At 71.0% G+C, this 26550-nt stretch carries 22 protein-coding genes; 16 read left to right on the top strand and 6 right to left on the bottom strand.

What is annotated here, in order from left to right:
• Positions 1–180: 180 nt before the first annotated feature.
• From ACTVZO_RS10995 to pgi, 13 genes are all read left to right on the top strand, one after another.
• Entirely contained in the window at positions 181–777 is a 597-nt protein-coding gene (locus ACTVZO_RS10995) for a papain-like cysteine protease family protein (RefSeq protein ID WP_443298196.1), read from the top strand.
• 5 nt (positions 778–782) lie between these two features.
• Positions 783–1556, top strand: coding sequence for a hypothetical protein (locus tag ACTVZO_RS10990; RefSeq protein WP_443303117.1), 774 nt, complete (start codon positions 783–785; stop codon positions 1554–1556).
• A 120-nt stretch (positions 1557–1676) separates the two neighbouring features.
• Complete coding sequence (uvrC, locus tag ACTVZO_RS10985) at positions 1677–3671, top strand: excinuclease ABC subunit UvrC (RefSeq protein WP_443298195.1); 1995 nt, start codon at positions 1677–1679, stop codon at positions 3669–3671.
• A gap of 60 nt (positions 3672–3731) precedes the next feature.
• Positions 3732–4679, top strand: a complete 948-nt coding sequence (gene rapZ, locus ACTVZO_RS10980) for an RNase adapter RapZ (RefSeq protein ID WP_443298194.1) — start codon at positions 3732–3734, stop codon at positions 4677–4679.
• Complete coding sequence (locus tag ACTVZO_RS10975; RefSeq protein WP_443298193.1) at positions 4676–5731, top strand: gluconeogenesis factor YvcK family protein; 1056 nt, start codon at positions 4676–4678, stop codon at positions 5729–5731. Before rapZ ends, ACTVZO_RS10975 begins: the two co-directional genes overlap by 4 nt.
• Positions 5722–6717, top strand: a complete 996-nt coding sequence (whiA, locus tag ACTVZO_RS10970; protein ID WP_030009075.1) for a DNA-binding protein WhiA — start codon at positions 5722–5724, stop codon at positions 6715–6717. Before ACTVZO_RS10975 ends, whiA begins: the two co-directional genes overlap by 10 nt.
• Positions 6718–6872: 155 nt before the next feature.
• Positions 6873–9851 (top strand): M14 family zinc carboxypeptidase, encoded by a 2979-nt coding sequence (locus tag ACTVZO_RS10965; protein ID WP_443298192.1) that lies wholly within the window; start codon positions 6873–6875, stop codon positions 9849–9851.
• A gap of 208 nt (positions 9852–10059) precedes the next feature.
• A complete protein-coding gene (gene gap, locus ACTVZO_RS10960; RefSeq protein WP_266577867.1) occupies positions 10060–11064 on the top strand; it encodes a type I glyceraldehyde-3-phosphate dehydrogenase in 1005 nt (334 codons plus the stop codon).
• Positions 11065–11204: 140 nt separating this feature from the next.
• On the top strand, positions 11205–12416 hold the full coding sequence (locus tag ACTVZO_RS10955; RefSeq protein ID WP_443298191.1) for a phosphoglycerate kinase: 1212 nt from the start codon (positions 11205–11207) through the stop codon (positions 12414–12416).
• Positions 12417–12422: 6 nt separating this feature from the next.
• Positions 12423–13211, top strand: coding sequence for a triose-phosphate isomerase (gene tpiA, locus ACTVZO_RS10950; RefSeq protein WP_443298190.1), 789 nt, complete (start codon positions 12423–12425; stop codon positions 13209–13211).
• A gap of 141 nt (positions 13212–13352) precedes the next feature.
• Positions 13353–13583 carry a preprotein translocase subunit SecG gene (gene secG, locus ACTVZO_RS10945; protein ID WP_443303116.1) on the top strand — a complete coding sequence of 77 codons (231 nt, stop codon included), beginning with the start codon at positions 13353–13355 and terminating at the stop codon, positions 13581–13583.
• 257 nt (positions 13584–13840) lie between these two features.
• On the top strand, positions 13841–14128 hold the full coding sequence (locus tag ACTVZO_RS10940; RefSeq protein ID WP_030197743.1) for an RNA polymerase-binding protein RbpA: 288 nt from the start codon (positions 13841–13843) through the stop codon (positions 14126–14128).
• Between the two features lie 152 nt (positions 14129–14280).
• Positions 14281–15936: a glucose-6-phosphate isomerase gene (gene pgi / locus ACTVZO_RS10935; protein WP_443298189.1), complete on the top strand. Its 1656-nt coding sequence runs from the start codon at positions 14281–14283 to the stop codon at positions 15934–15936.
• Positions 15937–15969: 33 nt separating this feature from the next.
• Here pgi and pgl read toward each other — a convergent pair whose 3' ends face one another.
• The 5 genes from pgl to tkt form a co-directional block, all read right to left on the bottom strand.
• Complete coding sequence (gene pgl, locus ACTVZO_RS10930; RefSeq protein ID WP_443298188.1) at positions 15970–16749, bottom strand: 6-phosphogluconolactonase; 780 nt, start codon at positions 16747–16749, stop codon at positions 15970–15972.
• Positions 16750–16879: 130 nt separating this feature from the next.
• Positions 16880–17950, bottom strand: a complete 1071-nt coding sequence (opcA, locus tag ACTVZO_RS10925) for a glucose-6-phosphate dehydrogenase assembly protein OpcA (RefSeq protein ID WP_443298187.1) — start codon at positions 17948–17950, stop codon at positions 16880–16882.
• Complete coding sequence (zwf, locus tag ACTVZO_RS10920) at positions 17947–19473, bottom strand: glucose-6-phosphate dehydrogenase (RefSeq protein ID WP_443298186.1); 1527 nt, start codon at positions 19471–19473, stop codon at positions 17947–17949. Before zwf ends, opcA begins: the two co-directional genes overlap by 4 nt.
• Positions 19474–19478: 5 nt before the next feature.
• Entirely contained in the window at positions 19479–20597 is a 1119-nt protein-coding gene (tal, locus tag ACTVZO_RS10915) for a transaldolase (protein WP_443298185.1), read from the bottom strand.
• 33 nt (positions 20598–20630) lie between these two features.
• The gene (gene tkt / locus ACTVZO_RS10910; protein ID WP_443298184.1) at positions 20631–22718 is read right to left on the bottom strand and encodes a transketolase; all 2088 of its coding nucleotides are present in this window, start codon (positions 22716–22718) and stop codon (positions 20631–20633) included.
• Between the two features lie 251 nt (positions 22719–22969).
• On the opposite strand from tkt, the gene ACTVZO_RS10905 reads away from it, so the two are divergent.
• The 3 genes from ACTVZO_RS10905 to ACTVZO_RS10895 all read left to right on the top strand — a co-directional run bounded on the left by ACTVZO_RS10905 (position 22970) and on the right by ACTVZO_RS10895 (position 25547).
• On the top strand, positions 22970–23917 hold the full coding sequence (locus ACTVZO_RS10905) for a heme o synthase (RefSeq protein WP_443298183.1): 948 nt from the start codon (positions 22970–22972) through the stop codon (positions 23915–23917).
• Positions 23918–23947: 30 nt separating this feature from the next.
• On the top strand, positions 23948–24310 hold the full coding sequence (locus ACTVZO_RS10900; protein ID WP_443298182.1) for a hypothetical protein: 363 nt from the start codon (positions 23948–23950) through the stop codon (positions 24308–24310).
• Between the two features lie 142 nt (positions 24311–24452).
• Positions 24453–25547: an amidohydrolase family protein gene (locus ACTVZO_RS10895; RefSeq protein ID WP_443298181.1), complete on the top strand. Its 1095-nt coding sequence runs from the start codon at positions 24453–24455 to the stop codon at positions 25545–25547.
• A 10-nt stretch (positions 25548–25557) separates the two neighbouring features.
• Here ACTVZO_RS10895 and ACTVZO_RS10890 read toward each other — a convergent pair whose 3' ends face one another.
• On the bottom strand, positions 25558–26547 hold the full coding sequence (locus ACTVZO_RS10890; RefSeq protein WP_443298180.1) for a COX15/CtaA family protein: 990 nt from the start codon (positions 26545–26547) through the stop codon (positions 25558–25560).
• Positions 26548–26550: the final 3 nt, after the last annotated feature.

Genomic DNA, 26550 nt, shown 5'->3' with positions numbered 1-26550 from the left:
AGTGGCTCCGGGGGACCAGGTGACACCGCAGCAACCGTTCACACCGCAGCCCCACCGTTCACACCGCGATGTCACCGCGTATTGAAGCGTGTTGACCTGATCGCGACAACACCCTGATGCTCCTGCACAGCGTCCGGACGCGCTCCTCCACCCCCACATCCCCGCTTCGGGAGGAACGCGATGCGCCACCGAAACCGGCGGCTTTCCCCAGCCGCCTTCGTCTCCGCCCTGCTGTTCGCCCTGGTCCTCGGCGCCGGTACCGCCACCGCCGCCCCCGCCGACACCGATTCCGCCCTCGCGTACAAGCGCCTGAACATCACCATGCAGGCACAGCAGAAGACCAACTGGTGCTGGGCCGCCGGCGGCAACACCATCGCCACCTGGTTCGGCCGCAACTACTCGCAGAACCAGTTCTGCAACGCCGCCTTCAACCGCCAGCAGGGCTACGACTGCCCGAACAACCAGGCCACCCTCGGCAACGTCCAGACGGGCCTGCGCTGGGCGGGCATCAACGCCGGTTCGTACGTGAACGGCTGGCTCCAGTACTCCACCGTCCAGACCGAGATCAACGCCAACCGCCCCATCGAGACCCGAATCCAGTGGTCCAACGGAGGCGGCCACATGCACGTGATCTACGGCTACGACACCGCCAACAGCTGGGTCTACTGGGGTGACCCGTGGCCTTCCAGCGACCGGTACAACTGGGCCTCGCACGCCTGGTACGTGGACAACGGCACCTTCTCCTGGACCCACTCCCTCTACCGGATCGGGGCGTGACCGCCATGACCCTGCGCGCCTCAGCCGCCGCCGCGGTCCTCGCCGCCGCTTCCGCCGCCCTCCTCGCCCTCGCACCGCAGGCCGCCGCGGCCCCCGTGCCACAGCCGCAGGCCGCCACGGCCGAGACCCGGGCCGAGGCGGGGCGGGCGGCCGCCGCGCCGGAGAGCCTGGCCACGGTCTCCCGGTTCTTCGCCCGCGAGGGGAAGGTCTCGCTCGAGGCCGCGCAGCCCCGCATAGCGGGGGAGGCCGTCCCGGTGCACTACCTCTCCCCGGACTTCGTCGCGGGCAGGGCGGGTGCCCCCGTCGCCCGCCTGGAGTTCCTCGCCAGCGAGGCCGTCTCCTCGGACGGCCGGCGGGCCGCGCTGTGGACGGCGCGGACGGAAGCGGGCTGGCAGGTCGTGAACATCGCCACCGGCGACGACGAGTTCCGCTACGCACGGCTGGGCGCCGAGAAGCTGCCGGGCGGCACCGTGTTCCGGGAACCGCAGATCGACGCGTGGTACGTGGCCGAGGCGGGCCGGGTGCTGCCGCTGGACGAGGACGCGGTGCGGGCCGTGGGGGCGGGCGGTACGAGCCTCGGTGCGTACCGTGCGCGGGTCACGAAGGCGTACGGGGACAAGCTGCCGGGCTCCGCCTATGCCAAGGGCGGGGTGGCCGGGGGGTTCGCGGAGGCCTCCGCGGAGTCTTCCGCGCCGGTGGCGGGGGTGGTGGGCGGCGCCGCCGCGCTCGCCGCGCTCGGAGCCGTGGCCGTACGCCGCCGGCGCTTCCCGGCAGCCTGACCCCAGCAGGGCCCGGCCCACCGGCCGGGCCCTGCGCCCCGGCGGTTTCGTCCGCAGGGCGCTGCCCGGTGGAGCGTCGCGGCGCGGGGGGTTGTCGGAGGTCGACAGTAGGGTGTTGGCATGGCCGACCCTTCCAGTTACCGACCCAAGCCGGGACAGGTCCCCGACTCCCCGGGGGTGTACCGGTTCCGCGACGAGCACCGCCGGGTGATCTACGTCGGGAAGGCCAAGAGCCTGCGCCAGCGCCTGGCGAGCTACTTCCAGGACATCGCCGGCCTGCACCCCCGTACCGCCACCATGGTGACCACGGCCGCCTCCGTCGAGTGGACCGTGGTGTCCACCGAGGTCGAGGCGCTCCAGCTGGAGTACTCCTGGATCAAGGAGTTCGACCCGCGGTTCAACGTCAAGTACCGCGACGACAAGAGCTACCCCTCCCTCGCCGTGACGATGGACGAGGAGTTCCCGCGGGTCCAGGTCATGCGCGGGCCCAAGAAGAGGGGCGTGCGCTACTTCGGTCCGTACGGCCACGCCTGGGCCATCCGCGAGACCGTCGACCTGATGCTCCGGGTGTTCCCGGTGCGGACCTGCTCCGCCGGCGTGTTCAAGCGCTCCGCGCAGATCGGCCGTCCCTGCCTGCTCGGCTACATCGGCAAGTGCTCCGCGCCCTGCGTCGGCCGGGTCACCCCCGAGGAACACCGCGAACTGGCCGAGGACTTCTGCGACTTCATGGCGGGCCGCACCGGCACCTACCTCTCCCGCCTGGAGAAGCAGATGCACGAGGCGGCCGAGGAGATGGAGTACGAGAAGGCCGCCCGGCTCCGCGACGACATCGGGGCGCTGCGCCGCGCCATGGAGAAGAACGCCGTGGTGTTCACCGACGCCACCGACGCCGACCTCGTCGCGGTCGCCGAGGACGAGCTCGAGGCCGCCGTGCAGATCTTCCACGTACGCGGCGGCCGGGTCCGCGGCCAGCGCGGATGGGTCACCGACAAGGTCGAGGCCGTGGACACCGCCGGGCTGGTCGAGCACGCCCTCCAGCAGCTCTACGGCGAGGAGACCGGCGAGTCCGTCCCCAAGGAGGTGCTGGTCCCCGCCCTGCCCGAGGACGCGCCCGCCCTGAGCCAGTGGCTCGCCGAGCGCCGCGGGTCGGCGGTCAGCCTGCGCATCCCGCAGCGCGGCGACAAGAAGGCGCTCATGGAGACCGTCCACCGCAACGCGCAGCAGTCCCTCGCCCTGCACAAGACCAAGCGCGCCAGCGACCTCACCACCCGCTCCCGGGCCCTGGAGGAGATCGCCGAGGCCCTGGAGCTGGACAGCGCCCCGCTGCGCATCGAGTGCTTCGACATCTCCCACCTCCAGGGCGACGACGTGGTGGCGTCGATGGTGGTCTTCGAGGACGGGCTCGCCCGCAAGAGCGAGTACCGGCGCTTCCAGATCAAGTCCTTCGAGGGGCAGGACGACGTCCGCTCCATGCACGAGGTGGTGTCCCGCCGCTTCCGCCGCTACCTCCAGGAGAAGCTGAAGACCGGCGAGTGGGAGGCGCAGGAGGGCGAGGAGCCCGAGGACGACGGGCGGCCCAAGCGCTTCGCCTACCCGCCGCAGCTCGTCGTGGTCGACGGCGGGCAGCCGCAGGTCGCCGCGGCCAAGCGGGCCCTGGAAGAGCTCGGCGTGGACGACGTGGCCGTGTGCGGCCTGGCCAAGCGGCTGGAGGAGGTCTGGCTGCCGGGGGAGGACGATCCGGTCGTGCTGCCCCGCACCAGCGAGGGCCTCTACCTGCTCCAGCGGGTACGTGACGAAGCCCACCGTTTCGCCATCCAGTACCAGCGCAACAAACGCGGAAAGCGGCTGAAGGCGGGCCCGCTGGACGAGGTGCCCGGCCTCGGCGAGAGCCGCAGGCTCGCCCTGGTCAAGCACTTCGGTTCGGTGAAGAAGCTCCGACAGGCGACAATCGACCAGATCTGCGAGGTCCCGGGCATAGGCCGCAAGACGGCCGAGGCCGTGGCCGCGGCCCTCGCCGGAGCGGTCCCCGCCGGCCCCGCCGTCAACACGGCGACAGGAGAGATCATTGAGGATGAGAACCCCGCCCCCGCGGGTGGGGCCGGCTCCCAGCGGTAGCCGGGTGGGGCACCTCCCCGCGTCAGCTGGGGGAACATCGTCCGAACGGGGGACCGAGCAATGACCGAGCATGAGACCACGCACGACCGAGACGGAGCACAGGTGAGTACGGGCACGACAGTGGAGCCCGGCGAGACCGCCGAGGCGGCCATCCCCGAGCTGGTGATCATCTCCGGCATGTCCGGGGCCGGCCGCAGTACGGCGGCCAAGTGTCTGGAGGACCTCGGCTGGTTCGTCGTCGACAACCTGCCGCCCGCGCTGATCCCCACCATGGTGGAGCTCGGCGCCCGCTCCCAGGGCAACGTGGCGCGCATCGCCGTCGTCGTGGACGTCCGCGGCCGCCAGTTCTTCGACGCCCTGCGCGAGTCCCTCGCCGACCTCGACAGCCGCGGGGTCACCCGCCGCATCGTCTTCCTGGAGTCCTCAGACGACGCGCTGGTCCGCCGCTTCGAGTCGGTCCGCCGCCCGCACCCCCTCCAGGGCGACGGACGCATCACCGACGGCATCGCCGCCGAGCGCGACCTGCTGCGCGAGCTGCGCGGGGACGCCGACCTGGTGATCGACACCTCCAGCCTGAACGTGCACGAGCTGCGCGCCAAGATGGACGCCCAGTTCGCCGGGGACGAGGAGCCCGAGCTGCGGGCCACCGTCATGTCCTTCGGCTACAAGTACGGCCTGCCCGTCGACGCCGACCTCGTCGTCGACTGCCGGTTCATCCCCAACCCGCACTGGGTGCCCGAGCTGCGCCCGTTCACCGGGCTCAACGAGGAGGTGTCGGGGTACGTCTTCAGCCAGCCCGGCGTGAAGGAGTTCCTCGACCGCTACACCGAGCTGCTCCAGCTCATCGCCACCGGCTACCGCCGCGAGGGCAAGCGGTACGTGACCATCGCGGTCGGCTGCACGGGCGGCAAGCACCGCAGCGTGGCCGTGTCCGAGAAGCTCGCCGCCCGCCTTGCCTCCGAGGGAGTCGAGACCGTCGTCGTCCACCGGGACATGGGGCGCGAGTGACCGCACGGACCCCGCGGCTGAGCCGCCTGCGCCGCCTCACCCCGGGACGGGGCGAGGACGGTGCGGGACGCTCCGGCCGCCGGCGCGGCGCCACGCCCAAGGTGGTGGCCCTGGGCGGCGGCCAGGGCCTGTCGGCCTCCCTCGCCGCCCTGCGCCGCATCACCGGTGACCTCACCGCCGTGGTCACCGTCGCCGACGACGGCGGCTCCAGCGGCCGGCTCCGCGAGGAGCTCGGCGTGCTGCCGCCCGGCGACCTGCGCAAGGCGCTGGCCGCGCTGTGCGGAGACGACGACTGGGGCCAGACCTGGTCCCGGGTCATCCAGCACCGCTTCCAGTCCCAGGGCGACCTGCACGGGCACGCCGTCGGCAACCTCCTGATCGTCGCGCTGTGGGAACAGCTCGGCGACCCCGTCCAGGCCCTCGACCTGGTGGGCAGGCTGCTCGGCGCGCAGGGCCGGGTCCTGCCCATGTCGGCGGTGCCGCTGGAGCTCCAGGCCCTGGTCAAGGGGCACGATCCGGCCCGCCCCGAGGACGTGGACACCGTCCGCGGGCAGGCCACCGTCGCCCTGACCCCGGGCGAGGTGCACTCCGTACAGGTCGTGCCGGGCGACCCGCCGGCCGTACCGGAGGCCGTCGCGGCGGTCCTCGACGCGGACTGGGTGGTCCTGGGCCCGGGCTCCTGGTTCTCCTCCGTCATCCCCCACCTGCTGGTGCCGGAGCTGCTGGACGCGCTGGTCGAGACGAAGGCCCGCCGGGTCCTCTCGCTGAACCTCGCGCCGCAGCCCGGTGAAACAGAGGGCTTCTCTCCGCAGCGTCATTTGGAGGTTTTGGCCCGACACGCCCCTAAACTCGCCCTGGACGTGGTGCTGGCCGACGAGGCCGCCGTGCCCGACCGCGAGTCCCTCGCCGATGCCGCAAAACGGTTCGGTGCCGCGGTCGAGCTGGCGCCCGTGGCCAGGGAGGACGGGTCTCCGAAGCATGATCCGGAGCTGCTCGCCGCCGCGTACGACCGTATTTTTCGGATGCATGGAAGGATCGGCCCATGGCGATGACGCCCGCGGTGAAGGATGAGATCTCCCGCCTCCCCGTCACCCGGACCTGCTGCAGGAAGGCGGAGGTCTCGGCGATCCTTCGGTTCGCGGGCGGCCTGCACCTGGTGAGCGGCCGCATCGTCATCGAGGCGGAGCTCGACACCGGGATCGCCGCCAGACGGCTGCGCAAGGACATCCTCGAGATCTTCGGCCACTCCTCGGACCTGGTGGTGATGGCCCCCGGCGGACTGCGCCGCGGCAGCCGCTACGTGGTCCGGGTCGTGGCCGGGGGAGACCAGCTGGCACGCCAGACCGGGCTCGTGGACGGCCGCGGCCGCCCCATCCGGGGTCTTCCCCCGCAGGTGGTCTCCGGGGCCACCTGCGACGCCGAGGCGGCCTGGCGCGGCGCCTTCCTGGCCCACGGCTCGCTCACCGAGCCGGGCCGGTCCTCCTCCCTGGAGGTCACCTGCCCCGGTCCGGAGGCCGCCCTGGCCCTGGTGGGCGCCGCCCGCAGGCTCTCCATCGCGGCCAAGGCGCGCGAGGTGCGCGGGGTCGACCGCGTCGTGGTCCGCGACGGCGACGCGATCGGCGCCCTGCTGACCCGGCTCGGCGCCCACGAGTCGGTGCTGGCCTGGGAGGAGCGGCGGATGCGGCGCGAGGTCCGCGCCACCGCCAACCGCCTGGCCAACTTCGACGACGCCAACCTGCGCCGCTCGGCGCGGGCCGCCGTGGCCGCCGGAGCCCGGGTGCAGCGCGCATTGGAGATCCTCGGCGAGGAGGTCCCCGAGCACCTCGCGGCGGCGGGCCGGCTGCGCATGGAGCACAAGCAGGCCTCCCTCGAGGAGCTGGGCGCGCTCGCCGACCCGCCGCTCACCAAGGACGCGGTCGCGGGCCGGATCCGGCGTCTGCTGGCGATGGCCGACAAGCGGGCCCAGGACCTCGGAATCCCGGGCACGGAGTCGAACCTGGATCTCAGCGAGGAGATGGCCGACAACATGGCGGGCTGACCGTCGGCTGACCTGGCCGTACCCGCGCTGGAGGGGGTCTGCACGATCACTCGTGCGGGCCCCCTCCCCGTACCAGGCCCCATTGACATGAGCATGGACTGGTCGTGAGCCTTTCGTCCGGACACTTTCGTGGCAGACGACGCCCTGGGGGGCATATGAGGCACCGAGCGAGATCGATCCTCGCCGCAAGCGCACTCGTCTTCGGCACGGCACTCGCGGCGCTGCCCGCGTCGGCGCAGGCCCAGCCCGGCCCCGGCCCCGGCGCCGGATCCGGCTCCGCATCCGATGCCGAAGTGCGCGTCTACGACGCCGACATCACCAAGGAGCAGGTCCCGCTGGTCCTCGCCGCCGGCCAGGACGCGCACGAGCTGGCCGAACGCGCGCCGGAGAGCGGGACCGCCAAGGTCGAGCTCTTCCTCACCGGCGAGCAGGCCGCGCAGCTCTCCGCCCAGGGCGTCAGGCTCGCCGAGCGCAAGGTCCCCGGCGAGGGACTCGCCCGAGCCCAGAAGGCCGACGGGGACGGGGTGTTCCGCCCGTACAGCGGCAAGGGCGGGCTCCAGGAGGAGGTCCTGCGGACCGCCCGGGAGAACCCGGCGCTCACCAAGGTCGTCTGCATCGGCAAGACCGTCCAGGGCAAGGACATCCTCGCCCTCAAGGTCACCAAGAACGCCAGGAAGACCAGGGACGGCGACAAGCCGGCCGTGCTCTACATGTCCAACCAGCACGCCCGCGAGTGGATCACCCCGGAGATGACCCGGCGGCTGATGCACCACACCCTCGACAACTACGGCAAGGACCAGCGGGTCACCAAGCTGGTCGACTCCACCGAGCTGTGGTTCCTGCTCTCGGCCAACCCCGACGGGTACGACTACACGCACGCGCCCGACGGGCAGCGGCTGTGGCGCAAGAACATGCGCGACAACAACGCCGACGGCAAGCACACCGCCGAAGACGGGGTCGACCTCAACCGCAACTTCGCCTACAAGTGGGGCTACGACAACGAAGGCTCCTCGCCGAACCCGGCGAGCGAGACCTACCGCGGTCCCAAGGCCGGCTCCGAGCCCGAGACCGCCGCCCTCGACGCCTTCCAGAAGCGCATCGGCTTCGAGTACGCCATCAACTACCACTCCGCCGCCGAGCTGCTGCTCTACGGCGTGGGCTGGCAGGTGGCCACTCCCACCCCGGACGACGTCGCCTACAAGGCGCTCGCGGGCACCCCGGAGAACCCGGCCGTCCCGGGCTACTACCCGCAGGTGTCCTCCGAGCTCTACACGACCAACGGCGAGGCCGACGGGCACGCCTCGAACGTCAACGGCATCATGATGTTCACGCCGGAGATGACCACCTGCCAGACGGCCTCCGACATCGACCCGGACGACCGGTGGAAGCCCGAGGACTGCGCCTCCGGCTTCAACTTCCCGGACGACGAGAAGCTCATCCAGGCGGAGTTCGCCAAGAACGTCCCCTTCGCCCTGTCGGTCGGCGAGAGCGCCGCCCGCCCGGACCGTCCGGCGTCCGTCGTCGGCCTGAGCGCCGCCGACTTCACCCTGGACCCCTTCACCACCTCCTACCCGCCGCGCGGAGAGGACCAGACGGTCTCCGTCACGGCCCGCAAGGCGCTGAAGGACAAGGAGCTCAACTTCCGGATCAACGGCGGCCGTACGCACGACGAGGACCTCAAGGCCTGGAAGGGCGGCGACGTCTACGGCGGCGAGGACAACAACTGGTTCGACGAGTACCGGGCCGAGGTGGACGGCGCGAAGCCCGGTGACAAGGTCGAGGTCTGGTTCACCGGGCGCGACGGCTCGGGCCGCAAGGTCTCCAGCGAGCACTTCACGTACACGGTGGCCGAGCGGCCGCGCGCGGACGTGCTGGTGATCGCGGAGGAGGGCGCCAAGGCCCAGCACGCCGCCGGCTACGTCGACGCCCTGCGCGCCAACGGCAGGTCGGCGGCGGTCTGGGACGTGGCCACCCAGGGCGCGCCGCACCACCTCGGGGTGCTGTCCCACTTCCGTACGGCCGTCCACTACACCGGGGCCAAGACCCCGGGCGGGGACACCCAGCTGGCGGTCCGCGACTTCCTGAACGAGGGCGGCAAGCTGATCGAGGCCGGTGAGCTGGCGGGCGGAAACGCCCAGGTCGGCCGCGCCGTGACCAACGACTTCAGCCAGTACTGGCTCGGCGCCTACGGACGTACGAGCGTCAGCGGCGCCACCGGGTTCACCGGAGCCGGATTCCTGAACGGCGCCAAGGGCGGCCTCGGCGACGCCGCGGGCAACCCGCTCAACGCCCCCGGCTCCTACACGGTGACCTCCGACACCCTGGCACCCGCGCAGTTCCCGCAGTTCAAGAGCGCGCAGGCCGGCCAGTTCGGCGGGGTCGTCAACCCGTACGCCCCCTACGCCGGCAGCCAGATGGCCTCCGCCCTCCACACGGACGACGACTGGAAGCGGCTGACCCGCACGATCGACCTCACCAAGGTCACCGCCGCGGACCAGCCGCAGCTGAAGCTCGCGATGAGCTGGAACGTCGAGGAGGGCTACGACCACGCCGCGCTGGAGGCCCGCACCGCCGGCGGGGACGACTGGACCACCCTGCCCGACACGGGCGGTCTGAGCAGCAGCACCGTTCCCGAGGAGTGCGGCGCCGGGTTCTTCGTGAACGGCCACCCGTTCCTGCGCCGCTACCTCACCCTCGAGGGCGGCGGCTGCGCCGCCCACGGCACCAGCGGGGCGTGGAACAGCTTCACGGCGTCCTCGGGGGGCTGGAAGCAGGTCTCCTTCGACCTGAGCGCCTACGCGGGCAGGACCGTCGAGGTCTCGCTCTCCTACATCACCGACGGGGCCTCGGGCGGCCGCGGCGTCTTCGCGGACCAGGCGCGCCTGAACGTCGGCGGCGCGGACCAGGCGGTCGAGGGCTTCGAGACCTCCTTCGGCGACTGGACCGCCCAGGGGGCACCTGCCGGAAGCCCTGAAGTTCCGGGCGATTGGTCCCGGTCGGGCGAGCTGTTCAAGTCCTACGCGGCGGTGACTACGCGTGACACCGTCCTGCTGGGCTTCGGCCTGGAGCACGTGCCGGCGGCGGCTGACCGTGCCGTACTCGTCGGTAAGGCCCTCCGGGCACTGAACCGCTGATCAGCGGCCCTCCGGGGACTCACGCTGAGTAACGGGGGAGAAAGTCCCCGAGGTCCCGTGCCGGGCAACCGGTACGGGGCCTCGGGGCGTGTCAGGCTCCGGCCGATGTCACTCAAAAGCTCACGGAGAGGTAGGGTCGTAAGCGGTCGGGGACATCCCATACAGCTCGCCGGCGCACTTACCGGCGCACCAACGAGGAGATCGGTTCGTGACGATCCGCGTAGGCATCAACGGTTTTGGCCGAATTGGCCGCAACTACTTCCGGGCGCTCCTGGAGCAGGGAGCGGACATCGAGATCGTCGGTGTCAACGACCTGACTGACAACGCCACCCTGGTGCACCTTCTCAAGTACGACACCATCCTGGGCCGCCTCAAGGCCGAGGTTTCCCACACCGCCGACACCATCACCGTGGGCGGCAACACCTTCAAGACCTTCGCCGAGCGCGACCCCGCGAACCTGCCCTGGGGCGAGCTGGGCGCCGATATCGTCATCGAGTCGACCGGCATCTTCACGAAGAAGGCCGACGCCGCCAAGCACATCGCGGCCGGCGCGAAGAAGGTCCTCATCTCGGCTCCGGCCAAGGACGAGGACATCACCATCGTGATGGGCGTTAACCAGGACAAGTACGACGCGGCCAACCACCACGTCATCTCCAACGCCTCCTGCACCACCAACTGCGTGGCGCCGATGGCCAAGGTTCTCCTCGAGAACTTCGGCATCGTCAAGGGCATGATGACCACGGTCCACGCGTACACGAACGACCAGCGCATCCTGGACTTCCCGCACTCGGACCTGCGCCGCGCCCGCGCCGCCGCCGAGAACATCATCCCGACCACCACCGGTGCCGCCAAGGCCACCGCGCTGGTGATCCCGGAGCTGGCGGGCAAGCTCGACGGCATCGCGATGCGCGTCCCGGTCCCCACCGGCTCCGTGACCGACCTGGTCATCGAGCTGGAGCGCGAGGTGACCAAGGACGAGGTCAACACCGCGTTCCAGAAGGCCGCCGAGGGCCAGCTGAAGGGCATCCTCGACTACACCGAGGACGCGATCGTCTCTTCCGACATCGTGAACTGGCCGGCGTCCTGCACCTTCGACTCCTCCCTGACCATGGTCCAGGGCAAGAACGTCAAGGTCATCGGCTGGTACGACAATGAGTGGGGCTACTCCAACCGTCTCGTGGACCTCACGGTCTTCGTCGGTGGCCAGCTCTGAGGTCACCCGGTTCTAAGGTAGGCACCACGATGTGAGCAACAGGGTCCGGGCTGCGCGACGAAGCGCCGCACGGGCCCTGTCGCTTGTCTCGTTCTCCCTTCCTCGCCCTTCGCGAGAAGGGCCCAAAGGAGTAGAAACACATGAAGACGATCGACGAACTGCTCGCCGAGGGCGTCAAGGGCAAGCGGGTCTTCGTCCGCGCCGACCTCAACGTCCCGCTGGACCAGGGCCGCATCACCGACGACGGCCGCATCCGCGCCGTCCAGCCCACGATCGCGAAGCTCGCCGCCTCCGGCGCCCGCGTCATCGTGGCCTCGCACCTGGGCCGCCCCAAGGGCGCCCCGGACCCGGCCTTCTCGCTCGCCCCGGCCGCCGCGCGCCTCGGCGAACTGCTCGGTGCGGACGTCGCGTTCGCCACCGACACCGTCGGCGCCTCCGCCAAGGAGACCGTCGCGGCCCTCACCGACGGCCAGGTGGCCGTCATCGAGAACCTGCGCTTCAACCCCGGTGAGACGGCGAAGGACGACGCCGAGCGCGGCGCCTTCGCCGACCAGCTCGCGGAGCTCGCCGACGTCTATGTCGGCGACGGCTTCGGCGCCGTCCACCGCAAGCACGCCTCGGTCTTCGACCTCCCCGCGCGCCTCCCGCACGCGGCCGGCTACCTCATCGCCACCGAGGTCGGCGTCCTGAAGAAGCTGACCGACGAGGTCAAGCGCCCCTACGTCGTGGTCCTCGGCGGCGCCAAGGTCTCCGACAAGCTCGCCGTCATCGACGAGCTGCTCGGCAAGGCCGACCGCATCCTCATCGGCGGCGGCATGGCCTACACCTTCCTCAAGGCCCTCGGCCACGAGGTCGGCATCTCCCTCCTCCAGGAGGACCAGATCCCGAAGGTGACCGAGTACATGCAGCGCGCGAAGGACACCGGCGTCGAGCTGGTCCTCCCGGTCGACGTGCTGGTCTCCAAGGAATTCCCCGACCTCAAGGGCAAGACCCCGGCCGACTTCGAGACCGTCGCCGCGGACAAGATCCCCGCGGACAAGGAGGGCCTGGACATCGGCCCCAAGACGCGTGAGCTGTACGCGTCGAAGATCACCGATGCCGAGACCGTGTTCTGGAACGGCCCGGTCGGCGTCTTCGAGCACCCCGACTACGCGGGCGGCACCACCGCCATCGCGCAGGCCCTCGTCGACAGCAACGCCTTCACCGTGGTCGGCGGTGGCGACAGCGCCGCCGCGGTCCGCATCCTGGGCTTCGACGAGAATGCCTTCGGCCACATTTCCACCGGTGGCGGCGCCTCCCTCGAATACCTCGAGGGCAAGACGCTCCCCGGTCTCGCCGCCCTGGAGGGCTGACCCGTAATGACCGCAGTCGAAAACGGCCGTACCCCGCTGATGGCGGGCAACTGGAAGATGAACCTCAACCACCTCGAGGCCATCGCCCACGTCCAGAAGCTCGCCTTCGCACTCGCCGACAAGGACTACGACGCCGTCGAGGTCGCGGTCCTGCCGCCCTTCGTCGACCTCCGCTCGGTCCAGACCCTGGTCGACGGCGACAAGCTGAAGATCAAGTACGGCGCCCAGGACATCTCCGCGCAGGACTCCGGTGCCTACACCGGCGAGATCTCCGGCTCGATGCTCTCGAAGCTGAAGTGCGCGTACGTGGCCGTCGGCCACAGCGAGCGTCGCCAGTACCACGCCGAGAGCGACGAGGTCTGCAACGCCAAGGTCAAGGCCGCCTACCGGCACGGGATCACCCCGATCCTCTGCGTCGGCGAGGGCCTGGAGATCCGCAAGGCCGGCCAGCAGGTCCAGTACACCCTGGCCCAGGTCGACGGCGGCCTCAAGGACGTCCCGGCCGAGCAGGTCGAGTCCATCGTGATCGCGTACGAGCCCGTCTGGGCCATCGGCACCGGCGAGGTCGCCACCCCCGAGGACGCCCAGGAGGTCTGCGGGGCGATCCGCGGCCGCCTCGCGGAGCTGTACTCGCAGGAGCTGGCCGACAAGGTCCGCATCCAGTACGGCGGCTCGGTGAAGTCCGGGAACATCGCGGCGATCATGGCCCAGCCCGACGTCGACGGCGCCCTCATCGGCGGCGCGGCGCTGGACGCGGACGAGTTCGTCAAGATCGTCCGGTTCCGCGACCAGTAGACCGGCAGCGAGTATGCGGTAGGACGGATCCGTCGTACCCTTGCGGGGGCCAGCAGGCTGTACACAGCCACTGGCCCCCGCGCGCACATCCCGCACAGCCGGAAAGCCAGAAAAGCCAGAAAGTAGGAATCAGCCGTGATTATGGGGTTCTCGATCGCCCTGATCGTCTTCAGCGGCCTGCTGATGCTGCTCGTGCTGATGCACAAGGGCAAGGGCGGCGGCCTTTCCGACATGTTCGGCGGCGGTATGCAGTCGTCGGTCGGCGGCTCCTCCGTCGCGGAGCGCAACCTGGACCGCATCACGGTCGTGGTCGGTCTGCTGTGGTTCGCCTGCATCCTCACGCTCGGCCTCCTGATGAAGTCGAGCGGCTGACCGTTCTGGCCATCCGGCAGTCCGGTCGGCGGAGCCCGGCCTATCATGAGGCTCTGCACCCTGGTTACGGAACGAGTTATTCTGCTCCCCGCACCTGACGGGGATGGTCCCTCCGCACGCTGGACGTGAGTTGGGCTTTTACGTACCGGGGTGCCTTGAGCAGACAGACCTCATGCTTGGCGGCACCATCACGCAGGGGAGTTACGACCGTGGCAAGTGGCAACGCGATCCGTGGTAGCCGGGTCGGAGCGGGGCCGATGGGTGAGGCCGAGCGCGGCGAGTCCGCGCCCCGCCTGCGCATCTCCTTCTGGTGCTCGAACGGGCACGAGACGCAGCCGAGCTTCGCCAGCGACGCACAGGTGCCGGACACCTGGGACTGCCCGCGCTGCGGGTTCCCGGCCGGCCAGGACCGGGACAACCCGCCCGCGCCGCCGCGCACCGAGCCGTACAAGACGCACCTGGCGTACGTACGGGAGCGGCGCACGGACGCCGACGGCGAGGCGATCCTCGCCGAGGCCCTCGCCAAGCTCCGCGGCGAGATCTGAACGACGCGCACGACATGTGACACGAGGCCCGGCCCCGTTGGAGACATCTCCGGCGGGGCCGGGCCTCTTTGTGTGCGTTGGTCCGCTTCGGATCCCTTAAGTTGGAGCTCGGCGGGGCACGACAGGACGGAAGAAGTGGGTTGATGTCCGAGATGAACGCAGACAGTCGCACGAAGCTCAACCGGATGCCGGAGTGGCTGGCACTCGGCAAGCACCGGGAGGAGTTCGGCCAGACGCATCTGCGGGAGCTGTTCGAGGAGAATCCGGGCCGGGGCGCCGGCTACACCCTGCGGGTCGGGGACCTGCACATCGACTACTCGAAGCACCTCGTGACGGACGAGACGCTGACGCTGCTGCGCGAACTGGCCGCGGCGACGGGCGTGGCCGAGCTGCGTGAGGCGATGTTCCGCGGCGAGAAGATCAACACGACCGAGGACCGGGCGGTCCTGCACACCGCGCTGCGCGCGCCGGCGGACGCCGTCGTCGAGGTCGACGGCGAGAACGTCGTCCCCGCGGTGCACGCGGTCCTGGACAAGATGGCGGACTTCTCCGGCCGGGTCAGGTCGGGGGAGTGGACCGGTTCCACCGGACAGCGCATCAGGAACGTCGTCAACATCGGCATCGGCGGCTCCGACCTGGGTCCCGCGATGGCCTACGAGGCCCTGCGGGCCTTCACCGACCGCGGTCTGACGGTGCGCTTCGTGTCCAACGTGGACGGCGCGGACCTGCACGAGGCCGTGCACGGCCTGGACCCGGCCGAGACGCTGTTCATCATCGCCTCCAAGACCTTCACCACCATCGAGACCATCACCAACGCGACCTCGGCGCGCGAGTGGCTGCTGGCGGGACTCGGCGGCGACGCGGCGGCCGTGGCACGGCACTTCGTGGCGCTGTCGACCAACGCCGAGAAGGTCACGGAGTTCGGCATCGATCCCGCCAACATGTTCGAGTTCTGGGACTGGGTCGGCGGCCGGTACTCCTTCGACTCGGCCATCGGGCTCTCGCTGATGATCGCGATCGGCCCGGACGCCTTCCGCGAGATGCTCGGCGGCTTCCACGCCATGGACACGCACTTCCGGACCGCGCCGCCCGAGGAGAACGCCCCGCTGCTGCTGGGGCTGTTGGGCATCTGGTACGGAGCGTTCTTCGACGCGCAGTCGCACGCGGTGCTCCCGTACAGCCACTACCTCTCCCGGTTCACCGCCTACTTGCAGCAGCTGGACATGGAGTCCAACGGCAAGTCGGTGGACCGCGACGGGAATCCGGTGGAGTGGCAGACCGGTCCGGTGGTGTGGGGCACGCCCGGCACCAACGGGCAGCACGCCTACTACCAGCTGATCCACCAGGGCACGAAGCTGATCCCCGCGGACTTCATCGGCTTCGCGCGGCCGGTGGCGGAGCTGGAGCCCTCCTTCGCGGCCCAGCACGACCTGCTGATGGCGAACTTCTTCGCGCAGACCCAGGCGCTGGCCTTCGGCAAGACGGCGCAGGAGGTGCGGGCGGAGGGCGCGCCCGAATCGCTGGTCCCGCACAAGACGTTCCACGGCAACCACCCGACGACCACGATCCTGGCGCCCGAGCTGACCCCGGCGGTGCTGGGACAGCTGATCGCCCTGTACGAGCACAAGGTGTTCGTACAGGGCGCGGTGTGGAACATCGACTCGTTCGACCAGTGGGGCGTGGAGCTCGGCAAGGTCCTCGCCAAGCGGGTCGAGCCCGCCCTGACGCAGGGCGCGGACGTGCCCGGTCTGGACGCCTCCACCAAGGCCCTGGTGGCCGCCTACCGCGAGCTGCGCGGGCGCGGCTGAGCCGCGCCGGCCGGGGTGTGCCCGCCGGCCCGCTCAGGAGGCGGGCGGGTACATCCCGGACGGCAGGTGCGCGGCAGCCGCGCGGTCGAGGAGCCACAGGGTGCGGGAACGGCCGTAGGCCGCCGCCGCCGGGGCCTGGACCTCGCCGGCGCCGCCCAGGGCGATGGACACGGCACTGGCCTTGTCCTCGCCCGCCGCGAGCAGCCAGACCTCGCGGGCCGCGCGGATCGCCGGGAGGGTGAGCGAGATCCGGGTGGGCGGGGGCTTCGGGGCGCCGTGCACCCCGACCACCGTGCGCTCGGTCTCGCGGGTCGCCGGGTGCTCCGGGAAGAGCGAGGCCACGTGGGTGTCGGGGCCCACGCCCAGCATCAGCACGTCGAAGGTGGGGACCGGGCCGTGGTCCTCCGGGCCGGCGGCCTTGGCCAGCTCGGAGGCGTACGACGCGGCCGCCGCGTCCACGTCGGCCCCGTACGGGCCGTCCGAGGCGGGCATGACGTGCACGCGGGCGGGGTCCACCGGGACGGAGTCCAGCAGCGCCTCGCGGGCCTGGGTGTGGTTGCGCTCGGGGTCGTCGGCGGGGACGTAGCGCTCGTCGCCCCACCACAGGTCCAGCCGGGACCAGTCGACGGCGTCCTTGGCCGGGGCGGCGGCCAGCGCCGCGAGCAGGCCGTTGCCGTTGCGGCCGCCGGTGAGGACCACGGAGGCCGTGCCGCGGGCCGCCTGTGCGTCCACGATCCTGGTGATGAGCCGGGCCGCCGTGGCCTGGGCCATCAGGTCCTTGTCCCGGTGGACGACGACCTGGGGAGTCGTCATACCCATGTGCTGCCGCCTTGTCGGTTGTGCGGGTGGGTCTGCGTCTGCCGGGGCCCGGTCCCGGACCTCCAGCCCCGAACGCCGGCCGGGCTGAGGATTCAGCCCGGCCGGCGTTCGAGGACCGGGGGTGTTACTTGGCCGCGGGCTTCTTCGACGGCTTGCCCGCCGGTTTGGCCGCCCGCTTCGGTTCCGCCTTGGCCGGCGCCTCGGCCTCGGCGGGGGCGGCCGCCTTGGCCGGGGCCCCGGACTTGGCAGGCGCCTCGGCCGGGGGAGCCGACGAGTCCAGCTTCGCCACGCCGAACTTCAGCGAGGCCTCGTACGTGTTGTCCGGGTCCAGCCGGCGCAGCTCCTCCGCCAGGAGCTCGGCCGTGTCGCGGCGCTTGAGCGCCACCGCACGGTCGGGCTGCCCCGGCATGCACAGCGTGGCCAGCGCCCCGTCCGCCCGGTCCAGGACGATCGCGCCGTCCTTGGTCTCCAGACGTACGGCCGTCAGGCCCGGCCCCGCCGACGGCGTGCGCCGGACGGGGACCCCCAGCCGGTCCGCCAGCCACATGGCCAGCAGTTCGCAGCTCGGGTTGTCCGACTCGCCCTCGACGGTCGCCGAGCCGACCGACAGGACCTGCTGGTCCAGGGCGGCCGCCAGCATCGAGCGCCACGGGGTGACCCGGGTCCACGAGAGGTCCGTGTCCCCGGGCGCGTAGGCCGCGGCCCGGGTGCCGAGCGCCCCGATCGGGTCCTCGCTGGAGTACGTGTCCGTGATCCGGCGCTGCCCCAGCGCCCCCAGCGGGTCGCCCGCCAGGTCCGCGGGTGCGCCCTCCGGCCACCAGACGACCACGGGGGCGTCGGGCAGCAGGAGCGGCAGCACCACGGACTGGGCGTGGTCGACCAGTTCGCCGTGCAGGCGGAGGACGACCGTCTCGCCGGTGCCGGAGTCCGCCCCGACGCGGACTTCCGCGTCGAGACGGGCGCCCTGGCGGCTGCGCGGCGAGCGGCTGACCCGCTTGATGACGACGACGATCCGCGAGGGGTGTTCGTGGGACGCGTCGTTCGCCGACTTGAGCGCGTCGTACGCGTTCTCCTCGTCGGTCACGATCACCAGCGTGAGGACCATGCCGATGGCGGGCGTGCCGATGTCCCGGCGTGCCTTGACCAGTGCGGCATTGATCTTGCTGGAGTTGGTCTCCGTGAGGTCGATCTTCATGGCCGGCGCCAGCTCCGTCCGTCTCGTGCGAGCATCTCGTCCGCCTCGACCGGCCCCCAGGTGCCCGCCGGGTACTGCGCGGGCTTGCCGTGCTTGTCCCAGTACTCCTCGATCGGGTCGAGGATGTTCCAGGACAGTTCGACCTCCTGGTGGCGCGGGAAGAGGTTCGCGTCGCCCAGCAGGACGTCGAGGATGAGCCGCTCGTACGCCTCGGGGCTCGACTCCGTGAAGGACTCGCCGTACGCGAAGTCCATCGTCACGTCCCGGACCTCCATGGAGGTGCCCGGAACCTTGGAGCCGAAGCGGACCGTGACGCCCTCGTCCGGCTGGACCCGGATGACCAGGGCGTTCTGCCCCAGCTCCTCGGTCGCGCCCGACTCGAACGGCAGGTAGGGGGCCCGCTTGAAGACCACCGCGATCTCGGTCACCCGGCGGCCCAGGCGCTTGCCGGTCCGCAGGTAGAACGGGACGCCCGCCCACCGGCGGTTGTTGATCTCCAGACGGACGGCCGCGTAGGTGTCGGTCTTCGACTTGGGGTCGATACCGTCCTCTTCGAGGTACCCGACGACCTTCTCGCCACCCTGCCACGCGGCCGAGTACTGGCCGCGCACGGTGTGCTTGCCCAGGTCCTCGGGGAGCTCGACGGCCGTGAGGACCTTGAGCTTCTCCGCCACCAGCGCCTTGGGGTGGAAGGAGCCGGGCTCCTCCATCGCGGTCAGCGCGAGCAGCTGGAGCAGGTGGTTCTGGATGACGTCGCGGGCCGCGCCGATGCCGTCGTAGTACCCGGCCCGGCCGCCGATGCCGATGTCCTCGGCCATGGTGATCTGCACGTGGTCGACGTACGACCGGTTCCAGATCGGCTCGAACATCGTGTTGGCGAAGCGGAGCGCCAGGATGTTCTGGACGGTCTCCTTGCCGAGGTAGTGGTCGATCCGGAAGACCTCGTCCCGCGGGAAGACCTCGTGGACGACCTTGTTGAGCTCCTCGGCACTCTTCAGGTCGTGACCGAAGGGCTTCTCGATGACGGCGCGCCGCCAGGAGCCTTCCTTCTGCGCCAGATTGTGGTCCTTGAGCTGCTGGACCACCTTGGGGAAGAACTTCGGCGGGACGGACAGGTAGAAGGCGAAGTTGCCGCCCGTGCCCTGCGCCTTGTCGAGCTCGTCGATCGTCGCCTTCAGGGTCTCGAAGGCCGCGTCGTCGTCGAAGTCGCCCTGGACGAAGCGGCAGCCCTGCACCAGCTGCTGCCAGACCTCCTCCCGGAACGGGGTGCGCGAGTGCTCCTTGACGGCCTCGTACACCTCCTGGGCGAAGTCCTCGTGCTCCCATTCCCTGCGGGCGAAGCCGATGAGGGAGAAGCCCGGCGGGAGCAGGCCGCGGTTGGCCAGGTCGTAGACGGCAGGCATCAGCTTCTTGCGCGACAGGTCACCCGTAACGCCGAAAATGACCAGACCCGACGGCCCCGCGATGCGCGGGAGCCGCCGGTCCTGTGCGTCACGAAGCGGGTTCGCTCCGTTCACAGACAAAGTGTTCAGGCCTCCGTGGGGGCGAGGCGCGCGAGCTCCGCCTCGGTCGACTTCAGCAGGTCGTTCCAGGACACCGCGAACTTCTCGACGCCCTGGTCCTCAAGCAGCTGGACCACATCGTCGTACGAAATGCCCAGCTTCGCGACCGCGTCGAGCTCGGCACGGGCCTGCTCGTAGGTGCCGCGCACCGTGTCACCGGTGATCTGCCCGTGGTCGGCCGTGGCCTCCAGGGTGGCCTCCGGCATGGTGTTCACCGTGTTCGGGGCGACCAGCTCGTCCACGTACAGGGTGTCCTTGTACGCCGGGTCCTTGACGCCCGTCGAGGCCCACAGCGCACGCTGCTTGTTGGCTCCGACGCGCTCCAGGGCGGTCCAGCGGTCCGAGGAGAAGACCTCCTCGTAGGCCTGGTAGGCCAGACGGGCGTTGGCGAGCGCCGCCTTGCCCTTGAGGGCCTTGGCCTCGTCGGTGCCGACGGCGTCCAGGCGCTTGTCGATCTCGCTGTCCACGCGGGACACGAAGAAGGAGGCGACCGAGTGGATCAGGGAGATGTCCAGGCCGGCGGCCTTGGCCTTCTCCAGACCCGCCAGGTACGCGTCCATGACCTCGCGGTAGCGCTCCAGCGAGAAGATCAGCGTGACGTTGACGCTGATGCCCTTGCCGATGACCTCGGTGATCGCCGGCAGGCCGGCCTTGGTCGCCGGGATCTTGATGAGCGTGTTCGGCCGGTCCACCAGCCAGGCCAGCTGCTTGGCCTCGGCGATCGTCGCCGGGGTGTTGTGGGCCAGACGGGGGTCGACCTCGATCGACACGCGGCCGTCCTGGCCATCGGTGCGGTCGTAGACCGGGCGCAGGATGTCGGCGGCGTCGCGGACGTCCGCCGTCGTGATCATGCGCAGGGCCTCCTCCACGGTCACCTTGCGGGTGGCGAGGTCGGTGAGCTGCTGCTCGTAGCCCTCGCCGCCGCTGATGGCCTTCTGGAAGATCGCCGGGTTGGTGGTGACACCGACCACGTGCGACTGGTCGATCAGCTCGGCCAGGTTGCCGGACGTGATGCGCTTGCGGGACAGGTCGTCCAGCCAGATCGCCACGCCCTCGTCGGAGAGGCGCTTGAGTGCGTCTGTCATGGGAATTGCATCTCCTACTGTCTTGTACCGGCGTCAGCGCGCGGCGTCGGCGAGGGACTCGTGGGCGGCGGCCGCGACACGCTCGGGGGTGAATCCGAACTCGCGGAACAGCACCTTCGCGTCGGCCGAGGCACCGAAGTGCTCCAGCGACACGATCCGGCCCGCGTCGCCGACGTAGCGGTGCCAGGTCAGGCCGATGCCCGCCTCGACCGCGACGCGCGCCTTGACGGAGGGCGGCAGGACGCTGTCCTTGTACGCCTGGTCCTGCTCCTCGAACCACTCGACGGACGGCATCGAGACGACGCGGGTGGGGATGCCCTCGGCCTGGAGCCGCTCGCGCGCCTCCACGGCCAGGTGCACCTCGGAGCCGGTGCCGATGAGGACGACCTGCGGTTCGCCGCCGGTGGCCTCGAACATCACGTAACCGCCCTTGGCGGCGTCCTCGTTGCGCTCGTAGGTCGGCACGCCCTGGCGGGTGAGCGCCAGACCGTGCGGGGCGCCCTTGCCGAACACCTTGGTGTGCCGGCGCAGGATCTCGCGCCAGGCGATGGCGGTCTCGTTGGCGTCGGCCGGGCGGACCACGTTCAGGCCCGGGATGGCGCGCAGCGAGGCCAGGTGCTCGACCGGCTGGTGGGTCGGGCCGTCCTCGCCGAGGCCGATGGAGTCGTGCGTCCACACGTAGGTGACCGGCACGTGCATCAGCGCGGAGAGGCGGACGGCGTTGCGCATGTAGTCGGAGAACACCAGGAAGGTGCCGCCGTAGATGCGGGTGTGGCCGTGCAGGGCGATGCCGTTCATGGCCGCGGCCATGGCGTGCTCGCGGATGCCGAAGTGGATGGTGCGGCCGTACGGGTCGGCCTCCGGCAGCGGGTTGCCCACCGGCAGGAACGAGGAGTCCTTGTCGATGGTGGTGTTGTTGGAGCCGGCGAGGTCGGCCGAGCCGCCCCACAGCTCCGGGATGACCGCGCCGAGGGCCTGGAGCACCTTGCCGGAGGCGGCGCGGGTGGCGACGCCCTTGCCGGTCTCGAAGGAGGGGAGCCGGTCCTCCCAGCCCGCGGGCAGCTCGTTGGCCTGGATGCGGTCGAACTCGGCGGCGCGCTCCGGGTTGGCCGTGCGCCAGGCGGAGAAGTCCTTCTCCCACTCGGCCTTGGCCTCGCGGCCGCGGTCCAGTGCCTTGCGGGTGTGGGCGATGACCTCGTCGGAGACCTCGAAGGTCTGCTCCGGGTCGAAGCCGAGCACGCGCTTGGTGGCCGCGACCTCGTCGTCGCCGAGCGCCGAGCCGTGCGCGGCCTCGGTGTTCTGGGCGTGCGGGGCGGGCCAGGCGATGATCGAGCGGGCCGCGATGAAGGACGGCTTGCCGGTCTCGGCCTTGGCGGCCTGGAGGGCCGCGTACAGCGCCTTCGGGTCGAGGTCGCCGTTCTCCTGCTGCTCGACGCGCTGGACGTGCCAGCCGTACGCCGCGTAGCGCTCGAGGGTGTTCTCGGAGACGGCCGTCTCGGTGTCGCCCTCGATGGAGATGTGGTTGTCGTCCCACAGCAGCACCAGGTTGCCGAGCTTCTGGTGGCCCGCCAGCGCGGACGCCTCGTGGGAGATGCCCTCCTGGAGGCAGCCGTCGCCCGCGATCGCGTAGACCATGTGGTCGAACGGGGAGGCGCCCTGGGCGGCCTCCGGGTCGAACAGGCCGCGCTCGTAGCGGGAGGCCATGGCCATGCCCACCGCGTTGGCGATGCCCTGGCCGAGGGGGCCGGTCGTGGTCTCGACGCCGGCCGTGTGGCCGTACTCCGGGTGGCCCGGGGTCTTGGAGCCCCAGGTGCGGAACGCCTTCAGGTCGTCCAGCTCGAGGCCGAAGCCGCCCAGGTACAGCTGCGTGTACAGGGTGAGGGACGAGTGCCCCGCGGAGAGCACGAAGCGGTCGCGGCCCACCCACTCGGGGTCCGCCGGATCGTGCCGCATCACCTTCTGGAAGAGGGTGTACGCGGCGGGGGCCAGGCTCATCGCCGTACCGGGGTGGCCGTTTCCGACCTTCTGGACCGCGTCAGCGGCCAGAACGCGGGCGGTGTCGACGGCCCGCTGGTCCAGTTCGGTCCACTCGAGCTCTGTGGTGGTCGGCTTGGTGCTCACCGTGGGTCAGGGCTCCTCTCCACATGTCTGTTCCCGGTGACGGACGGTCGCACCGGCGCGATTCCGAGCCTACCCCCGCAACGGCGTGCAGCTATTCGAGTGTCCGCACACCGTCACCGTGCCGTCACCGGGATGTCAGCTCCGTTCGGACCAACACGACGCGACCCCCGCGCAGGGCGACGTATGACCAACGTCTACAGTGGCGTGGTACGTGCAAGCCCTTGTGGTGCTTGCTGGTTTCTTTCTCAGGGGTGTGCGTGACGGCCGTCGAATCCCGTCCAGCGGGGGTGCTCGGGGCGAGCGCCGGTCACCGGCCGTTCGGGGCCCGGGCCATGGCTTTCGTGGCATTGACCAAGCCGCGGATCATCGAACTTCTGCTGATCACCACAGTGCCGGTCATGTTCCTCGCGGAGCAGGGCGTGCCCTCGCTCTGGCTGGTCCTCGCCACCTGCTTCGGCGGCTACCTGTCCGCGGGCGGCGCCAACGCGCTGAACATGTACATCGACCGCGACATCGACGCGCTGATGGACCGGACCTCCCAGCGCCCGCTGGTGACCGGCATGGTCAGCCCGCGCGAGTGCCTGGTCTTCGGCATCACCCTCGGCGTGGTCTCGACCCTGTTCTTCGGCCTGCTGATCAACTGGCTGTCGGCCGCCCTCGCGCTCGGCGCGCTCCTCTTCTACGTCGTGGTCTACACGATGCTGCTGAAGCGGCGCACCACCCAGAACATCGTCTGGGGCGGCATCGCGGGCTGCATGCCGGTGCTCATCGGCTGGTCCGCCGTCAAGAACGAGGTCTCCTGGGCCGCGGTCATCCTCTTCCTCGTCATCTTCTTCTGGACGCCGCCGCACTACTGGCCGCTGTCGATGAAGGTGAAGGACGACTACGCGCGCGTCGGCGTGCCGATGCTCCCCGTCGTGGCGGGCAACAGGGTCGTGGCCCGTCAGATCGTCCTCTACAGCTGGGTGATGGTGGCGGTCTCGCTGCTGCTCACCCCGCTGGGGTACACCGGGTGGTTCTACACGGCGGTCGCGCTGGTGTCGGGCGGCTGGTGGCTGTGGGAGGCGCACGCGCTGCACGCGCGGGCCAAGGCCGGGGTGACGGGCGCGAAGCTCAAGGAGATGCGCCTGTTCCACTGGTCGATCACCTACGTGTCGCTGCTGTTCGTGGCGGTGGCCGTGGATCCCTTCCTCCGCTGATGCTTCCTCCGTTCATTACCCGCCGGTAGCATGCCGTCCATGGCAGACACCGCAGACACCACCGCAGCGATCGCGGACAAGAAGCAGGACCGTACGGCGGCGAAGCTCGCCAAGCAGATCGGCGCGTTCGCCAGGCAGCACGGCGGCGCCGAGGGCCACCTCGCCCACATCGGCCAGGCCGGCACCCGCATCGTTCTCGTGGGCACGGACGGCGAGTGGGGCGACCTGGTGGCCCCGGCCCACGCGGTGGCGGAGCTGGCCGTCGAGAAGGCCGGGCTGACCCTTCACGAGGAGTTCGACGGGGAGTTCGCGGCGCGCGTGCGCACCGGCCCGTACGAGTGGTCCCGGATGGCGGGCATCCAGCTGGGCGGTCCCGCCAACCCGGCGGCCTGATCCTCCACCGGACTCCGTCCGGGGGACACCGGGCGGAGTGCGGTGTGGCCGCTCGGTCAACAGCGCGAGCAACACCTCACACCCCGCTCACCCGTTAGGACGTGTGGAAGCCGCTTCCTCACGTCCGCAACGGGATGCCCGGATGATCGAAACGCCGCCCCTGGTGGACCAGTACTGCCACGGAGTACTCCGTACGGAGCTGGGCCTGGGCACCTTCGAGGCCGAGCTGATCCGCTCGGCCGGCCCGCCCGCCGCGGGCACCACCTTCTTCGACACGCAGACCGGCTTCGCGGTGCGCCGCTGGTGCCCGCCCCTGCTCGGGCTGGAGCCGTACGCCGCCCCCGCCCGCTATCTGGCCCGCCGGCGGGAGCTGGGCGCGGCCGAGTCCGCGCGGCTGCTGCTGCGGGGCTCCGGGGTCGCGGCCTACGTGGTCGCCGCCGGTGAGGCCGGGGACCTGACCGGCCCCAAGGAGCTGGCCCTCGCGGGGGACGCCGAGGCCTTCGAGGCGGTGCGGCTGGAGCCGCTGGCCGAACAGGTCGCCGACACCTCCGGGACCGTGGCCGCCTTCCTCGCCAATCTCGCCGGGGCCGTGCACCACTCCGCCACCGGGGCCGTGGCCTTCAGCTGCGGTGCGGCCGCCGGTCATCCGGCCGTGCTGGCCGGCGCGCCGGAGCCGCCCGGTCCCGGCGAGGTGCGCGGAGCGGCCGGGCGGTGGCTGGAGCGGCGCGGCAGGGGCGGGACCGTGCGCGACCCCGTGCTGCTGCGGCACCTGGTGTGGAGCGCGGTCGCCTCCGGGCTGCCCCTGCAACTGCACACCGGAGCCGCGGACCCGGCGCCGCTGACCGGGTTCGTACGGGCCACCGCGGGCCTGGGCACCCGGCTGGTCCTGCTCGGCGGATACCCGTACCACCGGCAGGCGGCGCAGCTGGCCGCGGCCTTCCCGCACGTCTACGCGGACGCCGGCGCGGCCCTCGGGCAGACCGGGGCGCGGGCCGCGGCGGTCCTGGCCGAGCTGCTCGAGGTCGCGCCGTTCGGGAAGGTGCTCTTCTCCAGCGGCGCGCGGCGCCTGCCCGAGCTGCACGCGGTGGGCGCCCTGGTGTTCCGGGAGGCGCTGGGCCGGGTGCTGGGCGGCTGGGTCGCCGACGGGTCCTGGTCCTGGACGGACGCGGGCCGGGTGGCGGCCATGGTCGCGGCGGGCAACGCCCGCCGCGTCTACCGGCTGGACGAGCGGGGCTGAGCCCCCGGTCTCAGACGGAGGAGAGCTGCGGGTCGCCCTGGGCCGGGATCTCCGCCTGCGCCAGAGGCCGCTCGCGCAGGCTCAGCGCGACCCGGAGCACCGCGATCCACACCAGACATGAGCCGAGCATGTGGGCGGCGACGAGCAGCTCGGGCAGCTCGGTGAAGAACTGCACGTAGCCGATGCCGCCCTGCGCGAGGAGCACGATCAGCAGGTCACGGGCGCGCGCCCGGGTGTCGGTGGGGGCGTCGACCACGCGCAGCACCAGCCACATCGCGACGGCCAGCGCGCACACCAGCCAGGCGGCGATCGCGTGCACGTGGGCGGTGGCGGCCCAGTCGAAGGGCATCCGCCGGATCTCGCTGCTGTCGCCGGCGTGCGGGCCGGAACCGGTGACGACGGTGCCCGCCGCGATCAGCACGAGGGTCGTCGCGATCAGCGCCCACGACAGCTTGCGCACCGGGCCGGGCACGCGGGGCCGGGGGGCGGTGTCGCCCTCGGCGGTGCGCTGCCAGCTGACGGTGGTCACCGCGATCAGCGAGGTGGCGAGCAGGAAGTGCCCGGCGACGCTGTACGGGTTGAGGCCGGTCATGACGGTGATGCCGCCGAGTACGGCGTTGGCCATCACGATGAAGAACTGGACCCAGCCGAGCCGGGTCAGCGAGCGCCGCCAGGGCTTCGCCGAGCGGGCCGCGAGGATGTACCAGCCGACGGCCCCGGAGAGCACGTACGTCAGCATCCGGTTGCCGAACTCGATGGCTCCGTGGAAGCCCTGCGCCTGCGTCGCGATCAGGCTGTCGTCCGTGCACTTGGGCCAGGTGTCGCAGCCGAGTCCGGAACCGGTGAGCCGCACCGCGCCGCCGGTGACGACGATGGCCACGCTCATGACGAGCGCGGCGAGCGCGGCGCGCCGGACGATCCGGGGTGACGGAGTCCAGCGACGGGCGATGAAGGCGAATGGGTTCAACACGGCCCCTATCGTAGGCGGAGCCTTGTGCAAAGT

Source organism: Streptomyces sp. IBSNAI002, assembly GCF_052244475.1.
GTDB lineage: Bacteria > Actinomycetota > Actinomycetes > Streptomycetales > Streptomycetaceae > Streptomyces.
This window is presented reverse-complemented; position numbering and strand designations above follow the sequence as displayed.

What these genes read in the sequence shown, in the direction of transcription:
- ACTVZO_RS10995 (WP_443298196.1), top strand. Translation starts at nt 181, where the DNA reads ATGCGCCACCGAAACCGGCGGCTTTCCCCAGCCGCCTTCGTCTCCGCC.
- ACTVZO_RS10990 (WP_443303117.1), top strand. Translation starts at nt 783, where the DNA reads ATGACCCTGCGCGCCTCAGCCGCCGCCGCGGTCCTCGCCGCCGCTTCC.
- uvrC (WP_443298195.1), top strand. Translation starts at nt 1,677, where the DNA reads ATGGCCGACCCTTCCAGTTACCGACCCAAGCCGGGACAGGTCCCCGAC.
- rapZ (WP_443298194.1), top strand. Translation starts at nt 3,732, where the DNA reads ATGACCGAGCATGAGACCACGCACGACCGAGACGGAGCACAGGTGAGT.
- whiA (WP_030009075.1), top strand. Translation starts at nt 5,722, where the DNA reads ATGGCGATGACGCCCGCGGTGAAGGATGAGATCTCCCGCCTCCCCGTC.
- ACTVZO_RS10965 (WP_443298192.1), top strand. Translation starts at nt 6,873, where the DNA reads ATGAGGCACCGAGCGAGATCGATCCTCGCCGCAAGCGCACTCGTCTTC.
- ACTVZO_RS10955 (WP_443298191.1), top strand. Translation starts at nt 11,205, where the DNA reads ATGAAGACGATCGACGAACTGCTCGCCGAGGGCGTCAAGGGCAAGCGG.
- tpiA (WP_443298190.1), top strand. Translation starts at nt 12,423, where the DNA reads ATGACCGCAGTCGAAAACGGCCGTACCCCGCTGATGGCGGGCAACTGG.
- secG (WP_443303116.1), top strand. Translation starts at nt 13,353, where the DNA reads ATGGGGTTCTCGATCGCCCTGATCGTCTTCAGCGGCCTGCTGATGCTG.
- ACTVZO_RS10940 (WP_030197743.1), top strand. Translation starts at nt 13,841, where the DNA reads ATGGGTGAGGCCGAGCGCGGCGAGTCCGCGCCCCGCCTGCGCATCTCC.
- pgi (WP_443298189.1), top strand. Translation starts at nt 14,281, where the DNA reads ATGAACGCAGACAGTCGCACGAAGCTCAACCGGATGCCGGAGTGGCTG.
- pgl (WP_443298188.1), bottom strand. Translation starts at nt 16,749, where the DNA reads ATGACGACTCCCCAGGTCGTCGTCCACCGGGACAAGGACCTGATGGCC.
- opcA (WP_443298187.1), bottom strand. Translation starts at nt 17,950, where the DNA reads ATGAAGATCGACCTCACGGAGACCAACTCCAGCAAGATCAATGCCGCA.
- tal (WP_443298185.1), bottom strand. Translation starts at nt 20,597, where the DNA reads ATGACAGACGCACTCAAGCGCCTCTCCGACGAGGGCGTGGCGATCTGG.
- ACTVZO_RS10900 (WP_443298182.1), top strand. Translation starts at nt 23,948, where the DNA reads ATGCCGTCCATGGCAGACACCGCAGACACCACCGCAGCGATCGCGGAC.
- ACTVZO_RS10895 (WP_443298181.1), top strand. Translation starts at nt 24,453, where the DNA reads ATGATCGAAACGCCGCCCCTGGTGGACCAGTACTGCCACGGAGTACTC.